The following is an 18118-nucleotide window of genomic DNA, read 5'->3' as shown; positions in this document are numbered from 1 at the left end:
AGCAGCGTCAGTCGAGCAGCTCCCGCACCACCGCGTCGGCGAGCAGGCGACCCTGCAGGGTCAGGTCGATGCGTCCCCGCACCGCGGCCGACCCGTCCACGAGACCGCGTGCGATGAGTCCCGCGACCCGGCCACGGGCCTCCTGGCGGATCTCGCTCGTCGCGAGTTCCCCGCGGACCCGCGCGGCGAGGAGCAAGCGCTCGACGTAGCGGGTCTCGTCGTCGATGACCTCGCGCCCGGCGGCCGGCGACTCGCCGGACAGCACCCGGTTCGCGTAGGCGGCCGGGTGCTTGACGTTCCACCAGCGCGTGCCGGCGACCGCCGAGTGGGCGCCGGGGCCGACGCCCCACCAGTCGTGGCCCTTCCAGTAGGACAGGTTGTGGCGACTCGCGTGCGCGTCGCCACGCGCCCAGTTCGACACCTCGTACCAGGAGTACCCGGCGTCGCCGAGCACCTGGTCGGCGAGCTCGTACATGTCGGCTGCCAGGTCGTCGTCGGGCGCGGGAGCTCCCCGCGTGCCACCATGCGGCCCATCGCGGTGCCGTCCTCGACGATGAGCGAGTAGGCCGAGACGTGGTCGGGCGCGCACGCCAGGGCGGCGTCGAGCGAGGTGCGCCAGTCGTCGAGGGACTCCCCGGCGTCGAGTAGATGAGGTCGAGGGAGACGTCGAGGCCCTGCTGCTTCGCGAGGTCGACGACGACCGGCACGCGCAACGGGTCGTGCGTGCGGTCGAGGGTCGCGAGGACGTGCGGGACGGCCGACTGCATGCCGTAGCTGATCCGGTTGAAACCGCCCTCGCGCAGCGTCTGCAACGAGGACGCGTCGACCGAGTCCGGGTTCGCCTCGGTCGTGACCTCGGCGCCGGGCAGGATCCCCCACGTGTCGCCGATGGCCCGCAGGATCATCGCCAGGTCGGACGCGGGCAGCATGGTCGGGGTCCCGCCGCCGAAGAACACGGTCGAGACCGGACGACGCGGAACGCCGGAGCGGTCGAGCACGGTCGCGGCCCACTCGATCTCCCGCACGGCGTGGCCGGCGTAGTCGTCGCGTCGCACGCCGCGGAGCTCGGACGCCGTGTACGTGTTGAAGTCGCAGTAGCCGCAGCGCACCCGGCAGAACGGCACGTGGACGTAGACCCCGAACGGCACGGCCGCCGGGTCGGAACCGGCGGCGGAGGCCGCCGCGGCTCGCGGCACGATCAGCCCGTCAGCGGGTGCCGGATCGGCGATCGGGAGAGCACTCGGCATGGAGTCCATTGTCCGTCATGATGGACGCATGGAGCACCACCCCGTCCCCACCACGGTCCTGTGGGACATCGACGGCACCCTCGTGATGAACGCGTCGTCCCCGGGCAACCTCTACCACCTCGCGCTCGAGCGTGCGGTGGGCCGCGACCTCACCCTGCGCGTCGGGCACCAGCACGGTCGGACCGATGCCGGGCTCATCGCGGAGCACGTCCGTGCCCACGCGTTCGAGGACACGATCATCCCGACGGTCAGCAGGCACCTGCGCGACCTCACCGCCGAGCGGCACGCCTCGGGCGACCACCGGTCCCCGTCCCCGGTGCCACCGCGCTGCTCACCCGCTTCGCGGAGCTCGGGTGGCGGAACGGCCTGCTCACCGGCAACTCCGAGTACCGCGCCCGCGTCAAGCTGGCCGGTGCCGGGTTCGACGAGGGCCTGTTCGACTGGGACCACTCCTACTTCGGCGACACCGAGGTGGAGCGCGCGGACGTCACCACCCGCGCGGCCGCGGACCTCGCCGGCACCCGCGCCGTCATCGTCGGCGACACCCCGCGTGACGGCGAGGCCGCGGACGCCGCCGGCATCCCCTTCCTGGCGGTCGCCACCGGGGTGTTCGACGTCGAGGCGCTGCGGGTCACCAACGCGGTCACGGTCGCGCGGGACTGCCGGGTCGACGCCGCGCTGATCGAGGACGCCATCGCGGCGCTGCCGCCGCTGCGCTGACCCAGCCCGCAAGCGCCCGCGAGTGCGCAAGCGCCCGCAAGCGCGCAAACGCTCGCACGCGCACGCCGCTAGTCGCCCCGCAGCGCCGCCAGGTACTGCTCCGCCATCACCTTCTGCTGCCGACGCAGCAGCGGCGCGACGAACTGCCACTTCCGACTCGACGGCTGCGAGAACTGCCGGATCTGCAGCCACACGGATCCGTCCGAGGTGCGCTCGACGACGAACGACTCCTCGCCGGAGAGCGGGTGCCCCTCGAGCGTGCCGTACGCGAAGCCCTTGCGGTCGTGCTCGTCGATGATCGACACGACCCGCACCGGCGCCTGCACGGTCCGCCCGAAGGCGTGCATCGTGAGCGTCGCCGACGTGCCGGCGGTCACCAGCGGCGTCCCGTCGGGCGCGAACTTCTCGACCCGGGGCGTGCCGATCGAGGCCGGGGCGATCGGGACGCCGTCGTCGTCGAACGTCACCGGGTTGTACCGGACCTCGTCGTCGTCGGGCTGTTCCTCGACGCGCACGCGGATGCCGCTGCGCTCCTGGATCTGCCACGTCAGGGCCTGCGTCACCGCGGTCTCGAACCGCTGGTCGCCGTGCCCGATCCGGGCACGCGACTCGGTGGGGGTGAACCCTTCGGGCGGGTACGTCATGAGGTCCGACGCCTGGGTCGCCCCCACCGCGCCGTAGGTCAGGGCGGTCCGGTAACTCCCGCGGATGCTCATGCCGCCAGCCTACTTGCGCCCGCCCCGTCGGATCGAACCGATCACCACTCAGGTCGCGTCGCCCGGGCCGCGTCGTCCGGTTCGCGTGCACCCCGAACTGGAGGCCCGACACCGGCCCGCCCCGCCCCTATCGTTGCAGCGTGCCCCGCTCCACCCCCGCGCCCTGGCGGTCCGTCGACCGTCGGACCGCGACGCTCGCCGCGCTCACGCTCGTCGCCTTCGGCGCCGCCGCACTCGCGCGTGTCCTGGTCGACGCGACCACCGCCGGCATCGGCTCGTCCGCTCGCTACGTCGCCGTCCCGCCGGCGCAGTGGGACGGCTTCGACACCGCGAACACGATCGCGGCGGTCGGCGCGTGCTGCGCCGGAGCCGGGGTCCTGCTGTTCGGCGCCACGCTCGTGTCCGCCGTGCGGCGGCACCGGGCCACGCGGATGCCGCAGTGGCTCGGCGCCGTGACGATCGTCCTGGCCCTCGGGGCCGTTGCGTCCGGGATCGCCGCGACCCAGCAGACGGACTTCGGTGCGGTCGCCGGGCTGGTCATCCTGCGGACCGCACTGGCAGGACTGGCCGCCGCGAGCCTCCCGGCCCTCTGCCTGGCCGTGCTGCGGGCGCGGGCCGCTCGGACCCGCTGACCCGTCGCTACTTCTTCTTCTCTTCCACGTCGCCGGAGAGCGCGGCGATGAAGGCTTCCTGCGGGACCTCGACCCGGCCGATGGTCTTCATGCGCTTCTTGCCCTCCTTCTGCTTCTCGAGGAGCTTGCGCTTGCGGGTGATGTCACCGCCGTAGCACTTCGCCAGGACGTCCTTGCGCATCGCGCGGATGCTCTCGCGGGCGATGATCCGCGCGCCGATCGCCGCCTGGATCGGGACCTCGAACTGCTGGCGCGGGATGAGCTTGCGCAGCCGCTCGGTCATCAGCGTGCCGTAGGCGTAGGCCTTGTCGCGGTGCACGATCGCGCTGAACGCGTCGACCTGGTCGCCCTGCAGCAGGATGTCGACCTTCACGAGGTCGGCCGCCTGGTCGCCGATGGGCTCGTAGTCGAGCGACGCGTAACCCTGCGTCTTGCTCTTCAGCTGGTCGAAGAAGTCGAACACGATCTCGCCGAGGGGCATCTCGTAGCGGATCTCGACGCGGTCCTCGCCGAGGTACTCCATGCCGAGCAGCGAGCCGCGGCGCGACTGGCACAGCTCCATGATCGCGCCGACGTAGTCCTTCGGGGCGAGGATCGCCGCACGGACCATGGGCTCGCGGACCTCGACGATGCGGCCGCCGGGGAACTCGGACGGGTTCGTGACCTCGGTCACGGAGTTGTCCTCGTTCGTGACCTCGTAGATCACGCTGGGCGCGGTCGTGATGAGGTCGAGGCCGAACTCGCGCGAGAGCCGCTCGGTGATGATCTCGAGGTGGAGCAGCCCGAGGAACCCGCAGCGGAAGCCGAAGCCGAGCGCCACGGAGGTCTCGGGCTCGTAGACCAGGGCCGCGTCGGAGAGCTTGAGCTTGTCGAGCGCGTCGCGGAGGTCCGGGTAGTCCGACCCGTCGATCGGGTACAGGCCCGAGAACACCATCGGCTTCGGGTCCGTGTAGCCGGGCAGGGCGTCGGTCGCGGGCTTCTGCGCACTCGTGACGGTGTCGCCGACCTTGGACTGGCGGACGTCCTTCACGCCGGTGATCAGGTAGCCGACCTCGCCGACGGAGAGCCCCTTCGTCGGGATCGGCTCGGGGCTCGACACCCCGATCTCGAGGATCTCGTGTGTCGACTTGGTCGACATCATCTGGACCTTCTCGCGCGGCTTGATGGAGCCGTCGATCATCCGGATGTAGGTCACGACCCCGCGGTAGCTGTCGTAGACCGAGTCGAAGATCATGGCGCGCGGCGCGGCCTCGACGTCGCCGACCGGTGCCGGCACGCGCCGGACCACCAGGTCGAGGGCTCGGGGACGCCGACGCCCGTCTTGCCGGAGACGCGCAGGACGTCCTCCGGCTTGCCGCCGATGAGCTGCGCGAGCTCGGCCGCGTACTTCTCGGGTTCGGCCGCCGGCAGGTCGATCTTGTTGAGGACCGGGATGATCTCGAGGTCGTTCTCGAGCGCCAGGTACAGGTTCGCCAGCGTCTGCGCCTCGATGCCCTGGGCGGCGTCGACGAGCAGGATCGCACCCTCGCACGCCGCCAGGGAACGGGAGACCTCGTACGAGAAGTCGACGTGCCCGGGGGTGTCGATCATGTTGAGCGCGAAGGTCTCACCGTCGAGTTCCCACGGCATGCGGACGGCCTGCGACTTGATCGTGATGCCGCGCTCGCGCTCGATGTCCATGCGGTCGAGGTACTGCGCGCGCATCGCGCGCTCCTCGACGACGCCGGTCATCTGCAGCATGCGGTCGGCCAGCGTGGACTTGCCGTGGTCGATGTGCGCGATGATGCAGAAGTTGCGGATCGCGCCGGCCGGGGTCGCGGCGGGCTCGAGCGGAGCGGATGCTTGTGGGCTCACGGTTCCTCAGGTGGGTCGGACGGTCGGCCCAGTCTCCCATGCTTCACCCGCTCTGGAGGCACGGCGCGGCTGCGCGACGTGCGGTGCGCGCTTGGTGCGCCCTCGCGCCGGTGTGCCGGCCCCGCACGGTGCGAGGTCGGCGGGCCCGTGCGCGGTTGACCGCCCCGTGACCGGATGCTGCGCGGCACGGGGCGAGCATCCTCGCACCAGGTGGAGGACTGCGCACCGTGCGCTGTCGCGCCGACCGGCACCGGGCCTCCTGGCCGCGATCGCCCGTCAGACGGCGGCGCGTGCCGGCGCCGGCAGCGCACCCAGGCCGCGCCGCAGGTCGTCGGGGGTGGCGGCCAAGCAGACGCGGATCCAGCCCTCGCCGGTGCGGCCGAACGCGCTGCCGGGCGCGACCGCGACGGCCTCGCGCTGCAGGAGACCGAGCGCCCACGTCGCGACGTCGCCGTCCGAGGCGTGCGACACGTCGACCCAGAGGTAGAAGGCGCCGCGCGGGTCGCGGTACCGGATCCCTGCGGCGTCGAGGACCTCCTTCGCCACCTCGAGGTTCGCGCGGTAGTGCTCGCGGGCGTCGCGCACCGCGGAGTGGTCCCCCACGATCGCCGCCAGCGCCGCGTACTGGTCGGGTTCGGCGACGCAGCTGATCATCGCCTCCTGCGTGGTGCGCATCGTCGGCCCGAGGCCCTTCGGCGTGACGAGGTACCCGACCCGGACACCCGTCATGGCGTAGGTCTTGCTCAGCGAGAACGCGGAGAACACCCGGTCGTCCTCGTCGAGCGCAGCCAGGCTGACGTGGCGGGTGCCGTAGGTGAAGTACTCGTAGACCTCGTCGCTGATCACCCACAGGTCGTGCCGCTTCGCGAAGGCGAGCAGCGCGCGGAGGGTGTCCTCGCCGAACACCGAGCCGAGCGGGTTCGACGGCGAGTTCACCACGAGCACGCGGGTGCGCTCGGTGACGCTCGCCTCGAGCGCTTCGAGGTCTGGTTCGAACCCGTGCTGCGGTTCGAGCCGGTACGGCACCGGCGTGGCCCCGAGGATGTGCGCGTTCATCGTGAAGGTCGTGTAGCCGGGGTCCGGCACCAGGACCTCGTCCCCGGGGCTCAGCGTCAGCGTCATCGCCTGGAACAGGGCCTGCGTCGCACCGATCGTCATCCAGATCTGTTCGAGGTCGGCCTCGATGCGGTTCTCGCGGCGGAGCTTGTCGCGGATCACCTCGCGCAGGGGCGCGATCCCGCCGTTCGGCGTGTAGTCGGTGCGGTCCTCGGCCCACGCGCGACGGGCCGCGTCACCGATGTGCGGCGCCACGGCCACGGCCACGTCCGGTTCGCCGATCACGAGCATCGTGACCGCGGTGCCGGCGGACTGCAGCAGCGCTGCCTGCTCGAAGACCCTCCGGATGCCGGAGGCGGGCACGGTGTCGATCCGAGGCGCGAGGGATGGCATGCCCGTCACCGTATCCGGTGCATGTTGCCGCGAGATCACGCCGATCCGGCGGTGTTTCGTGCTTTGGTGGCGGGCCGTTCGCCTGGTAATGTTGGTGGCTGGCTTGCGCGTTCCCCGCCCACGGGTGGAACGCGATGCGACCGAGGGCCCCTCTACCCCGCGGTCGCGCCCACCCGTACGAGACGAAGCAGGAGCTACACATGGCGAACATCAAGTCGCAGATCAAGCGCATCAAGACCAACCTCAAGGCCACCGAGCGCAACAAGGCCTACAAGTCGGAGCTCAAGACGTTCATCCGTCACACCAACGACGCCGTTGCCGCTGGCGACAAGGACAAGGCCGTTGCCGCCCTGGCCACCGCGTCGAAGAAGCTCGACAAGGCCGTGAGCAAGGGTGTCATCCACCGCAACCAGGCCGCGAACCGCAAGTCGGCCATCGCGAAGAAGGTTGCGTCGCTCTGATCTCCTGAGCGCAGCACGAAGGCCCCGCACCGTTCGGTGTGGGGCCTTCGTCGTGTGCGGGTGTGGCGTGCGGGGTGGGGCGGTCGGGCGTGGCGGGTGCGGCGGGCGTGGCAGCCGCACGCTTCGTGAGCAGAAATGGTCGGGTGGCAGGTTGGCACTCGACCATTTCTGCTCACCACGTGCGCGGGTGTGGGCGCGCGACGACCGCTCGACGGCCAGGAGGCGCGGGTCGCCTCAGCGCGCCTCGCCGCGTCGGGCGATGGTGCGGACCATGACCTCGAGTGCGTAGTGCGCATCGCGCGAGCCGCCCTTCACCGCGGTGTCCGCCTCGGCGATGCTCGTGATCGCGTTCGCAAGACCGGTCTCACTCCACGAGGCGACGTCACGCTGCGCGCGCTGCACCTGCCACGGGGCCATGCCGAGCGCCGACGCTGCCTGGCCGCTCGGCCCGCGGAAGGCGCTGACCTTCGCCATCGTGCGGATCTTGCTCGCGAACGCCGCGACGATCGGCACCGGGGCTTCGCCCGTCGCCAGCGCGTGCCGCAACTCGACGATCGCCGGAGCGGACCGTCCGGCCAGGGCGATGTCGGCCACCTTGAACGCGTTCGTCTCGACGCGACCGCCGTAGTACTTGTCGACGACCTTGTCGGTGATCTCCTGCGCTTCGTCCGCCAGGAGCTGCCGGCACGCGGCGGCGAGCTCGGCGAGGTCGTCCGCGAAGGCGACCACGAGGGTGCGGACCGCCGACGGCGCGATCTTGCGACGGGCGGCGCGGAACTCGGCGTTCACGAAGTCGATGCGGTCGGTCTCGCGCTTGAGCTCGTCGCACAGGACCTCGACCCCACCGCCGACCCCGCTGCGGATCGTGTCGAGCAGCTTCTTGCCACGCACCCCGCCGCCGTGCCGGAGCACCAGGGTGACGTCGTCGGCCGGGGCCTGCAGGTACGAGATGGTCTCGGTGATGAAGGCGTCGGTGCACTTCTCGACGTTGGTGACCCGCACGAGTCGCGGCTCGCCGAACAACGACGGGCTGGCGAGGGTCGCGAGCAGCCCGGGAGCGTACTGGTCGGCCTCGAGGTCGTGCACCTCGAGCGCCGGGTCCTCGCCCACGAGCAGGTCCTTGAGCACGCTGCTGGCCCGGTCGGCCAGGAATGCCTCGGGCCCGGTGACGAGCACGACCGGGGCCGGGCGGATCCCCGACCAGGGGACCTGGCCGATCTTCGCTGCGGCGCGTGCGGGCTTCTTGGCGGGCATGCGGTCCTTCCGGTGGTGCCGACCCGGACGGTGCCGGTGCGACGAGTGCTCCGACGATCCTACGGGCGGCCGCCGACGGTGTGTGCTCCGTCCACACCCGCAGGTCGTGGGTGGCCGCCCGACGCACCACGACGGTGCCGAGTTCGTCGGTCCGGTACGCGGCGGTCCCGGACGATGCGAGCATCGACAACGCCGAGCGTGTCGGGTGGCCGTAGGTGTTGTCCGCGCCGACGCCGACGAGTCCGACGCGGGCCGCGAGCTGCCGGTACAGCTTCGGGTCCTGGTCGCCCGAGCCGTGGTGCGAGACCTTCACGACGTCGACGGGTCCGTCGGGGAGCGCACCGCCGGAGCGGACCCGACGCTGCGCGGTCTCCCCAGGTCGCCCAGGAACATCCCGGACAGGCACGTGGGGCAGCCGTCACCGGGCGGCGGTTCGGTCACGAGCACGATGCTCGCGTCGTTGCCGGCATCCGCGCTGCCCGCGCGCGGCCACACCACGCGCCAACCGAGCGGCCCGAGCACGCCGGACACCCGGTCGTCGGCCTGCCGGACGTCGACGCCACCGCGCTGCAGGTCCTGCACGACGCGGCTGTCCGACGCACGGCCGACGGGTCCGACGAGCGCCGTGTCGACGATGCCCGCGACCTCGTCGACCGCCCCCACGTGGTCGCGGTCGAAGTGCGTGAGGACGAGCAGGTCGATCCGCCGGACCCGCAGCAGGTCGAGGCAGACCCGGAGACGGTCCGGGTCGTCCCCGGTGTCGATCAGCGCCGTGCTGTCGCCGCCACGGACCAGCACGGCGTCACCCTGTCCGACGTCTTCAGTAGTCAGTACACCCCTGTTGTGCACCCGCGTCGACAAGACGACCGACGGGTCGGCCACCAAACCCGCTCCTCCCATTACGCTTCGAGGATGACTCATGGCGACGAACTCCAGGTGGAGACAACGAACGCGTCTCCCTCGGATGAGCCCGGCCCGACCCCAACGCCCGGCGCGGCGACAGCGACTGGACAAGTTTCATCAGCCCCGCAAAACCGCGAGGAGGAGACAACCGTCCGTAATGCGCCGCAGGGTGTTGGCCCACTCGGCGTGCGCCCGTTGACACCTATTTACGACCAAGAAGCACACGGCGACACCGTTGAAACACTTCTCGATTTGGTCGACTCCGAGCACTCGACCAAGTCGAGCGTGCGTAACGTCGCGGTTTCCGGGCCGTACGGAAGCGGGAAAAGCAGTGTCCTCCTTCAGTTCCAAAGAGAACTTAAGACGAGAGCGATCAACATTTCGCTGTCGAGCCTTAGCAGCATCGACCCAGAATTGGACGTCGCAGCCGATCGAGACGGCCGCCCTCTGCCGACTACGAACTTCATTCAGAAAGAAGTCATTAAGCAGCTCCTTTATCGCGGTCAGCCAGCTGACTTCCCAGACAGCCGATATAGTCGGATCTACCGGCAGGGCAACGGCCCTGACATAGCGGTTGGCGTGGGCGCCGCGACGGCATGGGTCGCAGTCGCCGGGCTGACGGGACTTACAGAACTAGTCGCAAAGACGTTCACACACGGCAACATGCGCGCAAGCTGGGCGTTAATTCTTGTGGCGGCTTTCGCACTGAGTGCGGCCAGCTTCTCGATCTTTGGCGCCCTCAAGCGAAGGTTTTCGATCCAGTCAGTAACGGCAGGTCCGGCAGCTATTACACTAGAAGGCCGAAACACATACTACTTTGACGAATATCTAGACGAGATAGTTTACTACTTCGAAGAATCGCCGACAGATGTTGTGATTTTCGAAGACATCGATCGATTCGACGACACACATATATTCGAATCTTTGCGGAATCTGAACGTTATCCTCAACAACGCTGCTCAAGTTGGCCGACCAATCTACTTTGTCTACGCGGTGCGAGATAGCATTTTTGGGTCTTCACAAGCGTCTCGCGGCGGTCGGATTGCAGTTGACACGTTGGGCAGCCGAACAAAGTTCTTTGACGCGATTGTGCCTTTGGTTCCCTTCATTACTTACAAAACGGCGCGGGATCTTCTTGCAGAGGAGCTATCGGGCCTAGAGCACACACCAGATTCATCTGTCGTTGCAGCAATTGGCGAACATATTTCCGATATGCGCTTGCTTCGCAATATTGTTAATGAGTACCGCATTTTTGCTAAAGTGTTACTCAGGGGCGGCACTCTGCTAGACCTCACGCCTGAAGCGCTTTTCGTGATGGTGACCTACAAGAATCTTGCACCTAAGGACTTTGAAGAAATCCGCTCCGGTGGCAGCAATCTCGACTACTTGCAGGATCAGCTTGAGGCACTGGCGATCGCGCGAATTCGTGAGATAGACGTCGAAATTACCGAGGCTCAAAAAGACCGCAAGAGCGCCGCCTTGAACAGCCCTCAGCTCCGCCAACGAATCGACGACCTACTGTCCAGAGTCGATGCTGTCACCTTTGCGTCCAGGGGCGCCAGTTATCTTTCCTCCTTCCGAGTCGACTCCGAGGTCTTTTCCGCAAATCCGGATCAACGTGAGGCTTTGACGCGAGCTCTTCTGGAAGCTGATGAAGCAACGTTCGGAAACATGACGTTGAGCAAAAGCCAATTGGAGACTCTCGCTGGCGGCCCTCTTAAGCAATCGACGGCGGCGAAAGACGGCGAGCGTGCCATCAACGATCGAATTAGGCGTCGGCAGAACGAGCGAGCCATACTGACGAACGGCAACTTCGCGACGTACATCCGTTCAGCGACGATCCTCAACACAACGGCAGGGAGGAAGGACGCCAGAGAAATCGCCGCAGCGCTACTCGGGCCACACGCTGATCTGTGGATCGCGATGATCAGTGCCGGTCATCTTGATCAGAATTATACAATCTACACAGCTCAGTACTACGGCACAACACTGTCGCCAGACGGCTTGAGTTTCGTGATTCGGAACGTGCAACGCAACAAACCAGACTTTCAGCACAAGTTCTCGCGAACCGAAGACATCGGAACGATCATTTCGGAGCGAGGCGAGCCTTTCTTCCGCGAAGACTCAGCCTTGAATCTTGATATTGTCAACTATCTGACCGAACACTCTGAGAAAGGCCTGAAACTACTCGCCAATCGCATCATCGGATCCGATCAGGTCTCTTTGAGCTTCCTGAGCATCTACGTTCGATCAGAAGTTCCGCTCCAATTGTGGCGTGCTGTGGGTAGGAGTTGGGCTTACGCGGTCGAATTTCTTGCCGACGAGGACGGTCTGCAGACTGTTCGTGCCGCCGAGCTACTCTCAGAAGCTTTGCAGTCTCCAATTCCATTTGAAGTGAGCGAAGGCGGTTCTGCACTTTTTCGAGGCCTCGCTGATGCGTTACCTGTCTTGAGTATGAACGACGATTCTGTCGCGACAACCGTGTCGAAGCACTACGAGCGATTCGACGCACGCGTGAAACGCCTGTCTACGGTGGCTCCCGCAATGAAAAAGCTTTCGTCCGATCTGGAAGATACGCGATAACACGCGATAACGTTCTGATCGCGACCAGCTCGGAGCAACTGCAATCACTCAACGCGCTGCGACAGAACTTCTCGACGACGTATAAGCACATTCTTCCTTACGTTACTGATCTTCTCAAGCAGCGTGAGAGTTCGGACGGCGCAGCGTTGATAGATGACGAGTCCACCGTCATGGTCGTGAACGAGGTTGCCAAGGCTGCGCCAGACGCAATTTCCCTTCTTGTGGAAGCATCCGATAATACCGTTAGGATCCAAAACCTCTCGGGGGTCAAGCAACTCGCTCGGCTGCCGCTTTTTCTCGCGGACGCGTGGCTCTCACTCAGGCTAATCTGCGAGCACTAGTGGCAGATGCCGATACCATCCCAGCAGAAGTACTCCCATTCCTTGAGGAGGAACAAAGATTTATAGGCTCGCAAGAGGAGCCTGACACATCTCTGGCGATCCTCATAGCAAACGATGAACGCATTTCTGTTGAATCACGGGTTTACCTCCTGAAATCCAGCGGTGTCACGCTTTCAGCAGCTGCTGTCGAAGTTGCCGACGTTCTTGGTGGGCTAGTTGAGATCGGAGTTGTGGAAGACGACGCGGCGACCGCCAGACAAGCCGTTGCACTGGGCCCCTCCGCTTTGGCAGATTTTGTTTCGGTCTCGGAGGATTGGGCCGCGATAGCCGCTCGCATTGGGATCGCGTTGCCGAGCGACGGCGTCGCAGCAATTCTGAGCAGCGCCGACATGGGAAGTTCCGACATTGCAGCGACAGTCGACCTGCTTCCCTCCTGGGGAATCAACGATGGATCAGTGCTCAAAAGCGCGACAGCCAGATGCGTCGAGGTGGCTGAAATCAAGCTCAGCGTTTCGGCGCTTGCGTGGATCGCGTCGGCGGCACCCCGGTCGATGTTGCGATCTTGCTCGCTCGAGTCGCTCAAGACCTTGAAGCGAGTGAGATTCATACCGTTACCGACCGGATGGATTCAGAGTTCAGAAAGCTATCGAGCCCCCGCGGCAGGGCGACCTTGCCCGACCACCCCGCCGTCATCTCTGTCTTGGTGCGACTGAAAGCAACTGGCGGCTTTGTGACCTCTTGGAAGGCATTCCAGGGTGGTCTTCATGTATGGTTCGGTCACTAGTCGAAACGGGATATTGATCAGAAGCCCGCACCCTTGCGCAGTGAAGTCAACGCCACTGGGCGTATCGATACGCACCTCTTCCAATTGCCGCCGCTCCGGTGATTCGTTACTTCAGAGGTTCCGACTGCAAGCGGGCGTTAACGCCTGCGTTCAGATCGCGGAGCAGGCCCGTTGCAAAAGGGGAGTTGACAGCGAGAGGCTTTGATTCCCTTGGGCTCGCCATCCGCGACCTCGGTCTTAACCTCTCCGAGACCGTTTGGAGCCTCGAAGCGCTGCTGGAGCAGCATCGCCTGTCCGGGAACTGTGTTGTCGGCAACCTGTACTGGAGTGGCTGACCGTCCAGGTCTACGGACTGCATCCAAGACTGAGTGCAGGAATCAGATGCAAGGTCAGACCAGATCCGTGCCGCGACTGTGCATCCGACCGGCGGAGCCGCGCGCCTTCGCCCGTACACGATGGAAGTGGACCATCTGGTTGATCACCACGGCAGTTGCGCGACCCCATCGCAGTCAATGAACTACGACGCGATGGATGCTCTCAGGTCATTCGGGCGCCGTTCGCCCGTCGCCGCCTGTCCCCCACCGCTGCGCCAGCGGCTCGACGGGTGGTTGTGTCTCTGCGGACTCGTCGTTCGCTGCATCGGAATCTTCAAGCCGGGCCGACGTCGCGTTCGTCGGAGCGACGGTGAGCGGATTTTGCACGAAATGCGCAGCTGGCTCGGGGGCGGGGGCAGCGAGCAGCAACGCGTCGGCTCCGTTGAGTCGGTGTTGCAAGAGCAGGGTTCGGACCGTGTCGGGCACCATCCATCCCCCGTGCGCTTGGATAGCGCGCGCGAACGCGAGAACGCGATTCTTGATCGACTGCAAGGTGTCTAGGTCGATCACCTTTGTCCCGCTCGGCGGCGTGCCGTTCGTGGTGTGATGGTGCGACGGATGCACCAGCACCGCGATACCGGTTGTTGACGCGCCGTAGTTCTTCTCATGCCAGCTCACATGACCGGACGCTTGGTCCAGTTCGTGCTTGATGATCCGGACGTCCTCACGAGTGACACCAGTCTTGAGTTCGAGCAGAAGGTGCTTGTCATCGTTGATCGCCCAGAGCACGTCCGGTCCTGTGCCGTAAAGCTTATCCGGGCGCTCGGCGCTGAACCCGAGGTGTGCGCCGAGTTGCTCAAACGCTGTCTCGGCGTCGTCGGTTCGGTCCTTGTCATAACTCATGCGATCTAGGATCTTCGTGATGCCAAGTTCGAGTTCCACCCCAGAGTCGTACGTCTGAGTGAGAAACTGCGAAGCCGCGTCGGCCTGGATTGCTGTTGCGCGAAGGGGTCGAATCGGGTCGGCGGTGAGTGGCTTCACGACAGTACTATTGGCGAGGCGAGCATCTTTCAGAATGGCTTGAGCGCGGTCCGCGTCGTAAAGATTGGCATATGCGGCAGCCTGCTCCTGGTACCAGCCCTGCTCGTAAGGCTGGAGGGTGCGAGTCCCGTCGAGGAGCACCTGTGCGGCTTGCGCTGGCTGGCCGGCACGCGCGAGGTCGAAGGCTTTGCGACTTGCGACCGACTCAGAGCCGATGAGCCCCGTCTTGTTGTACTCAGCACCCGCGGTAGCCCGGGTCGATAGCGCGAGCCACTTCCGATCGCGTCGAAGGAACATGTCGAGCGCATCCCGCAGGCTCTGCATCCCTTCGCCCTGGATCTGCGCGGCGACCCGCATACTGAGTTTGATCTGCTCCTCGGTTGCCGGCGAGTAGTGCTTGCGTTGTTTCACTGCGCGGACGGACATCGCCAGGTCGCTGCCCATGAGCAGCACCGCGCAGTGATCTTCGGCGTCACGAATTCCGCGGCCCATACCCTGCTCAATGCGCTGCGTCTGTCGTGCGGCGAACGTGTCCGTTCCGGCCAGCGCAGCTGCTTCTCGCGATTCGCCCGGAGTCAGGGGGAACGGAACACCGTCGATGACCAGCAGACGACAGGCTGAACCGGGCAGGTCAACGCCGTCGTACTTGTTGACGAGGACGACGACACCCAACCACTCACCTGCGCGCAGCCGATGCGCGTTCTTTTTCAGATCGTCCACCCACCAGATGTGGTTCGCGTGCGCACTCCATAGCTTGGCGCGGGCGTCGGAGGGCACCAACACGATCGCGTTCAGCTGATCGCTGCTATTCGCCGGCCTGTTGGAGTCACGCTTCCCGTGCGAGAAGTCGACGACGAGGTCACGGATGGCGTCCTCGCCCAGAGTGGTGTTCATCGCCAGTGGCGCGAGGATTAGACGGTCTCCGAGATCAGCCGCACGCTCTGGAGTTACTGGAGTTGCGACGTCCCTCGCGTCGGCGCCGAGATCCGTCACGAGTACACCGTCATCTGCGAGCGTTGCGGTGAGGTACACCCGTCGCTTCGCGTTAGCGAAGGACGGGATCAGTTCGATTGGAGAGCACGGTGGACGGATCTCGAACTTGTCGGCAGTCACAGTCGCATTACAGAGTTCCAGCACCTGATCAACCATCGGCCAAGAGAAGAACAGCCACTTCAGCTCGTCGTCGTACGCGTACTCCCCCAGGATGTCGCGGATCTGCTCTTGATTCGACTGCCAGCTCCAGAACGGCACCGGAACCGGCGCCGTCGGCTGCCCCCGGTCGATTGCCCGCCAACCTGAGGGGCTCTGTCGCTTCAACGTGTCTTCGAACAAGTCCGTGAGCTTCTTGAACGCCACGTGCGTTGATGGCACCGTCGTCCGGAACTGTGCCTCAGCGATGCCGAGTGCGGAGTGCGCGTCGTCGATCACGACTGCACCAAGCGGCAAAGACGGCCTACCACTACCAGCGACGCCAAACGTGCTGCGACCGTTGATGAGGCGAGCGAACGTAGTCACCAGGATCGCCTCGCCCGCGAGGAAGTCGGCGCCGCGAGTATCCTGTGTCGTCGCGATCTGCAGCGAGTCAGCCTCGGCCATGACCTGTTCCGCGAGGTACGTGTCGGGTGTCAGATAGACGGCCGGCCCGATGCCCTCATTCAGGCTCGACTGAGCGATGAGTAGCCCGATGGTGGTCTTCCCACCTCCGGTGTTCTGCTTGATGACCGTGTCTCGGCGAGTCCGATTCTCATACCACGCCTTCAGCACCTCACCTTGTTCGAGGCGCAGCCGCGGAAACGGCTTCGAAGGGATCGCATCGAAAATATCGCGAGGAACGGTGGCGGCGGCGTCGGCGGCGCCGCCGAGTGCGCTGAGATCGAGTGGCACGTCTACTCCAAGCTGAGGATGAGTCGCAATCTTACGGCGGAAACGCCTCCTAGGCCAATACGCCTCTCACGCCGGCGGTCTCAATCGGTCAACGCATCGACTGATGGTCGCGCGGTAGGCGTGAGTGCTGATCCTCGTTGAATCTCGCGGTGGATGGTGGCGCGGGAGACGCCGAACAACACCGCTAGCTCAGCCTGGGTGTGTTCGCGGGGTCGTCAGCGGGATTAGCTACCAGCCGAGGTCCGGCGTGTACGCGGTGATGAGTGTGCGGGTGAGCTGTTCGCCCCTCAGGGCGAGGGCTTGGAGGTCTGCTTGAGTCATGGCCGCGAAGTTGGTGGGGTAGGCGTGCACGGCGCTGCGCGGGACGAGGTCGGCCACGGGGGTCGGGATCCGCTGATCCTGCATGCCGAGGTAGATGTGAATGAATCCTGTGACCTCGGCTCGCTCGCCAACGAGATGGATGCGGCTGCGGGCCGCGTCTTGGGACTTGGTGTGTGTGATGTCGAAGCTTTGCGCGAGTCGCCCGGCAAGAAAGCGCGAGGCCGTTCGTGCTCCGCGTCCTCGACCAGCGTCGACCGCGATGATGTAGTCGAGGTCGTAGACGTGAGGGCTGTGCTGGGCGGATCTACCGGGCAGTAGTGGCGCAAGGCCCAGGTTGTCGTAGACGCCACCGTCAGTCATGACGAGCGTGGCGTTGTGGCGGGTGCCGTCGGTCCGTTCGAATGCGTAGTGCCGGTGGAGGGCGGGGAGCAGGACGGGGAACGCTGCTGAGGCGGCGACGGCCTCCGCGACGCGCACTTCATCGACGATGCGTCCGTAGGGTGAGGACGCGCTCAGGGCGCTACCGAACCTGACGGCGTTGCCGGTGCGCATGTCGGTGGCGGAGATGATCGTGTCCAGGCCGGCGTGCGTGACCTCGGCCATCGACATGGCGCCGAAGGGGCGCGCCGCCAGTGCCTCGACCAGCGCGTCGGTGCGGGAGTAAGAGCGCCGATGCCGTGTGCTGAGGGCTCGCATCGCGCTGAATGTTGAGCGCAAGGCGGCGTGTGGGGCGACGGCGCGGCGCAGGAGTTCGTCCTGCAGGCCGCCCCGGAGCAGGGCGGTGACGGTGTCGTCGAATTCTTGGAATCGTCGGGGCCCGTAGGCCCACAGGGCGGTCAGGAGGCTGCCGCCGCTGATCCCGGAGACGACGCTGACCTTGTCTAGGACGTCGCGGTCGTGGAGGGCTCGCAGCGCCCCGAGGCCAAAGGCTGTGGCGCGAAACCCGCCGCCGGACAGAGCGAGGCCGATTCTCGCGGTCATCGTTGCTCTCCCGAGCGCCCGTGATCGTCCTCGGAGGCTCGGTGGCTCGGGTAGGCGTAGCCGCCCGGGAACCACTCGCTGGCCGTGACGAGGTGGAGCGCGAGGGGACCCTCCGGTCGGGATTGGGACGTGCGGTCGACCACACGCACGTAAAGATCGGGCGGGGTGCCTGTCCCCAGCCATGCCTGCCAGGAGGTTTCGTGTCCGCCGAGGATGAGCATGACGGCCCTGCGCCCCGTGCCGTCTGGCGCGACGATGTCAGCCATTCCGGCCTCGTCGGTGCTGCTTGGTGAGGCGACCCCATGCGGGTGGGTGTGCCACATGCCGACGAATCCGACCCGGTCGACCGTGGCGGCACGAATGCTTGTGACGATCTCCTGGGTGCCTTCGACGCCGTGATCGAAGTACGCCGCCGACAGGTGACTGTCGGGCGAGGGCCGCTCGCGCCGTCGATGTAGATGGTCTGGGTGGCCTCGTCGAGGCTTCCCAGAAGCATCCCTCCGGTCTCGACGCGTGCCCCACGCACCCGTTGTCCTCGGCGCGCCTCGGCGCGCATCTCGGCCAGCGCCCGTCCGCTGATGCGCACTTCGTACTGAGCGGTGTGGTCGGTGAGGGTGTGGTCGTTCGTCCAGG

Annotated in this window: 13 protein-coding genes and 2 pseudogenes; 5 read left to right on the top strand and 10 right to left on the bottom strand. The window is 66.1% G+C overall.

From position 1 onward, the window contains the following. Window positions 1-7 precede the first annotated feature (7 nt). A pseudogene (hemW, locus tag JN350_RS11025) lies at window positions 8-1247 on the bottom strand (radical SAM family heme chaperone HemW). Further along, window positions 1207-1548, bottom strand: a complete 342-nt coding sequence (locus JN350_RS11020) for a hypothetical protein (protein ID WP_205462233.1) — start codon at window positions 1546-1548, stop codon at window positions 1207-1209. Before JN350_RS11020 ends, hemW begins: the two are co-directional and overlap by 41 nt. Before the next feature lie 170 nt (window positions 1549-1718). Here JN350_RS11020 and JN350_RS11015 point away from each other — a divergent pair, with 170 nt between their 5' ends. Continuing rightward, window positions 1719-1967 carry an HAD family hydrolase gene (locus JN350_RS11015; protein WP_205462232.1) on the top strand — a complete coding sequence of 83 codons (249 nt, stop codon included), beginning with the start codon at window positions 1719-1721 and terminating at the stop codon, window positions 1965-1967. A 68-nt stretch (window positions 1968-2035) separates the two neighbouring features. Here JN350_RS11015 and JN350_RS11010 read toward each other — a convergent pair whose 3' ends face one another. Next, on the bottom strand, window positions 2036-2683 hold the full coding sequence (locus JN350_RS11010) for a DUF1990 family protein (protein ID WP_111085748.1): 648 nt from the start codon (window positions 2681-2683) through the stop codon (window positions 2036-2038). Window positions 2684-2823: 140 nt separating this feature from the next. Between JN350_RS11010 and JN350_RS11005 the strand changes: the two genes are divergently transcribed. Continuing rightward, the gene (locus JN350_RS11005; RefSeq protein WP_205462231.1) at window positions 2824-3315 is read left to right on the top strand and encodes a hypothetical protein; all 492 of its coding nucleotides are present in this window, start codon (window positions 2824-2826) and stop codon (window positions 3313-3315) included. A 7-nt stretch (window positions 3316-3322) separates the two neighbouring features. On the opposite strand, the pseudogene lepA reads toward JN350_RS11005, so the two are convergent. Continuing rightward, window positions 3323-5169, bottom strand: a pseudogene (gene lepA, locus JN350_RS11000) (translation elongation factor 4). A gap of 276 nt (window positions 5170-5445) precedes the next feature. Next, a complete protein-coding gene (locus tag JN350_RS10995) occupies window positions 5446-6618 on the bottom strand; it encodes a pyridoxal phosphate-dependent aminotransferase (protein WP_205462230.1) in 1173 nt (390 codons plus the stop codon). Between the two features lie 200 nt (window positions 6619-6818). Here JN350_RS10995 and rpsT point away from each other — a divergent pair, with 200 nt between their 5' ends. After that, the gene (gene rpsT / locus JN350_RS10990; RefSeq protein ID WP_111085752.1) at window positions 6819-7079 is read left to right on the top strand and encodes a 30S ribosomal protein S20; all 261 of its coding nucleotides are present in this window, start codon (window positions 6819-6821) and stop codon (window positions 7077-7079) included. Between the two features lie 234 nt (window positions 7080-7313). On the opposite strand, the gene holA is transcribed toward rpsT, so the two are convergent. Continuing rightward, window positions 7314-8333 (bottom strand): DNA polymerase III subunit delta, encoded by a 1020-nt coding sequence (holA, locus tag JN350_RS10985; protein WP_205462229.1) that lies wholly within the window; start codon window positions 8331-8333, stop codon window positions 7314-7316. Window positions 8334-8642: 309 nt separating this feature from the next. Beyond that, window positions 8643-9233 (bottom strand): MBL fold metallo-hydrolase, encoded by a 591-nt coding sequence (locus JN350_RS10980; RefSeq protein ID WP_275897979.1) that lies wholly within the window; start codon window positions 9231-9233, stop codon window positions 8643-8645. A gap of 12 nt (window positions 9234-9245) precedes the next feature. Between JN350_RS10980 and JN350_RS10975 the strand changes: the two genes are divergently transcribed. Continuing rightward, the gene (locus JN350_RS10975) at window positions 9246-11819 is read left to right on the top strand and encodes a YobI family P-loop NTPase (protein WP_205462227.1); all 2574 of its coding nucleotides are present in this window, start codon (window positions 9246-9248) and stop codon (window positions 11817-11819) included. A 340-nt stretch (window positions 11820-12159) separates the two neighbouring features. After that, window positions 12160-12873 (top strand): hypothetical protein, encoded by a 714-nt coding sequence (locus JN350_RS10970; RefSeq protein WP_205462226.1) that lies wholly within the window; start codon window positions 12160-12162, stop codon window positions 12871-12873. 613 nt (window positions 12874-13486) lie between these two features. Here JN350_RS10970 and JN350_RS10965 read toward each other — a convergent pair. The 3 genes from JN350_RS10965 to JN350_RS20880 form a co-directional block, all read right to left on the bottom strand. After that, complete coding sequence (locus JN350_RS10965; RefSeq protein WP_205462225.1) at window positions 13487-16183, bottom strand: helicase C-terminal domain-containing protein; 2697 nt, start codon at window positions 16181-16183, stop codon at window positions 13487-13489. Window positions 16184-16411: 228 nt separating this feature from the next. Then, window positions 16412-17485: a patatin-like phospholipase family protein gene (locus JN350_RS10960; protein ID WP_205462224.1), complete on the bottom strand. Its 1074-nt coding sequence runs from the start codon at window positions 17483-17485 to the stop codon at window positions 16412-16414. Next, window positions 17482-18117, bottom strand: coding sequence for a Mov34/MPN/PAD-1 family protein (locus JN350_RS20880; RefSeq protein WP_461964418.1), 636 nt, complete (start codon window positions 18115-18117; stop codon window positions 17482-17484). Before JN350_RS20880 ends, JN350_RS10960 begins: the two co-directional genes overlap by 4 nt. Between the last annotated feature and the right edge of the window lies 1 nt (window position 18118).

Origin of the sequence: Curtobacterium sp. 24E2, assembly GCF_016925595.1 — a bacterium.
In the GTDB taxonomy this organism is placed as follows: Bacteria; Actinomycetota; Actinomycetes; order Actinomycetales; family Microbacteriaceae; genus Curtobacterium.
This window is presented reverse-complemented; position numbering and strand designations above follow the sequence as displayed.

Excerpts from the sequence above, each read along its gene's own strand:
- JN350_RS11010 (WP_111085748.1), bottom strand. The coding sequence starts at position 2,683 with ATGAGCATCCGCGGGAGTTACCGGACCGCCCTGACCTACGGCGCGGTG.
- JN350_RS10995 (WP_205462230.1), bottom strand. The coding sequence starts at position 6,618 with ATGCCATCCCTCGCGCCTCGGATCGACACCGTGCCCGCCTCCGGCATC.
- rpsT (WP_111085752.1), top strand. The coding sequence starts at position 6,819 with ATGGCGAACATCAAGTCGCAGATCAAGCGCATCAAGACCAACCTCAAG.
- holA (WP_205462229.1), bottom strand. The coding sequence starts at position 8,333 with ATGCCCGCCAAGAAGCCCGCACGCGCCGCAGCGAAGATCGGCCAGGTC.
- JN350_RS10980 (WP_275897979.1), bottom strand. The coding sequence starts at position 9,233 with ATGGGAGGAGCGGGTTTGGTGGCCGACCCGTCGGTCGTCTTGTCGACG.
- JN350_RS10975 (WP_205462227.1), top strand. The coding sequence starts at position 9,246 with ATGACTCATGGCGACGAACTCCAGGTGGAGACAACGAACGCGTCTCCC.
- JN350_RS10960 (WP_205462224.1), bottom strand. The coding sequence starts at position 17,485 with ATGACCGCGAGAATCGGCCTCGCTCTGTCCGGCGGCGGGTTTCGCGCC.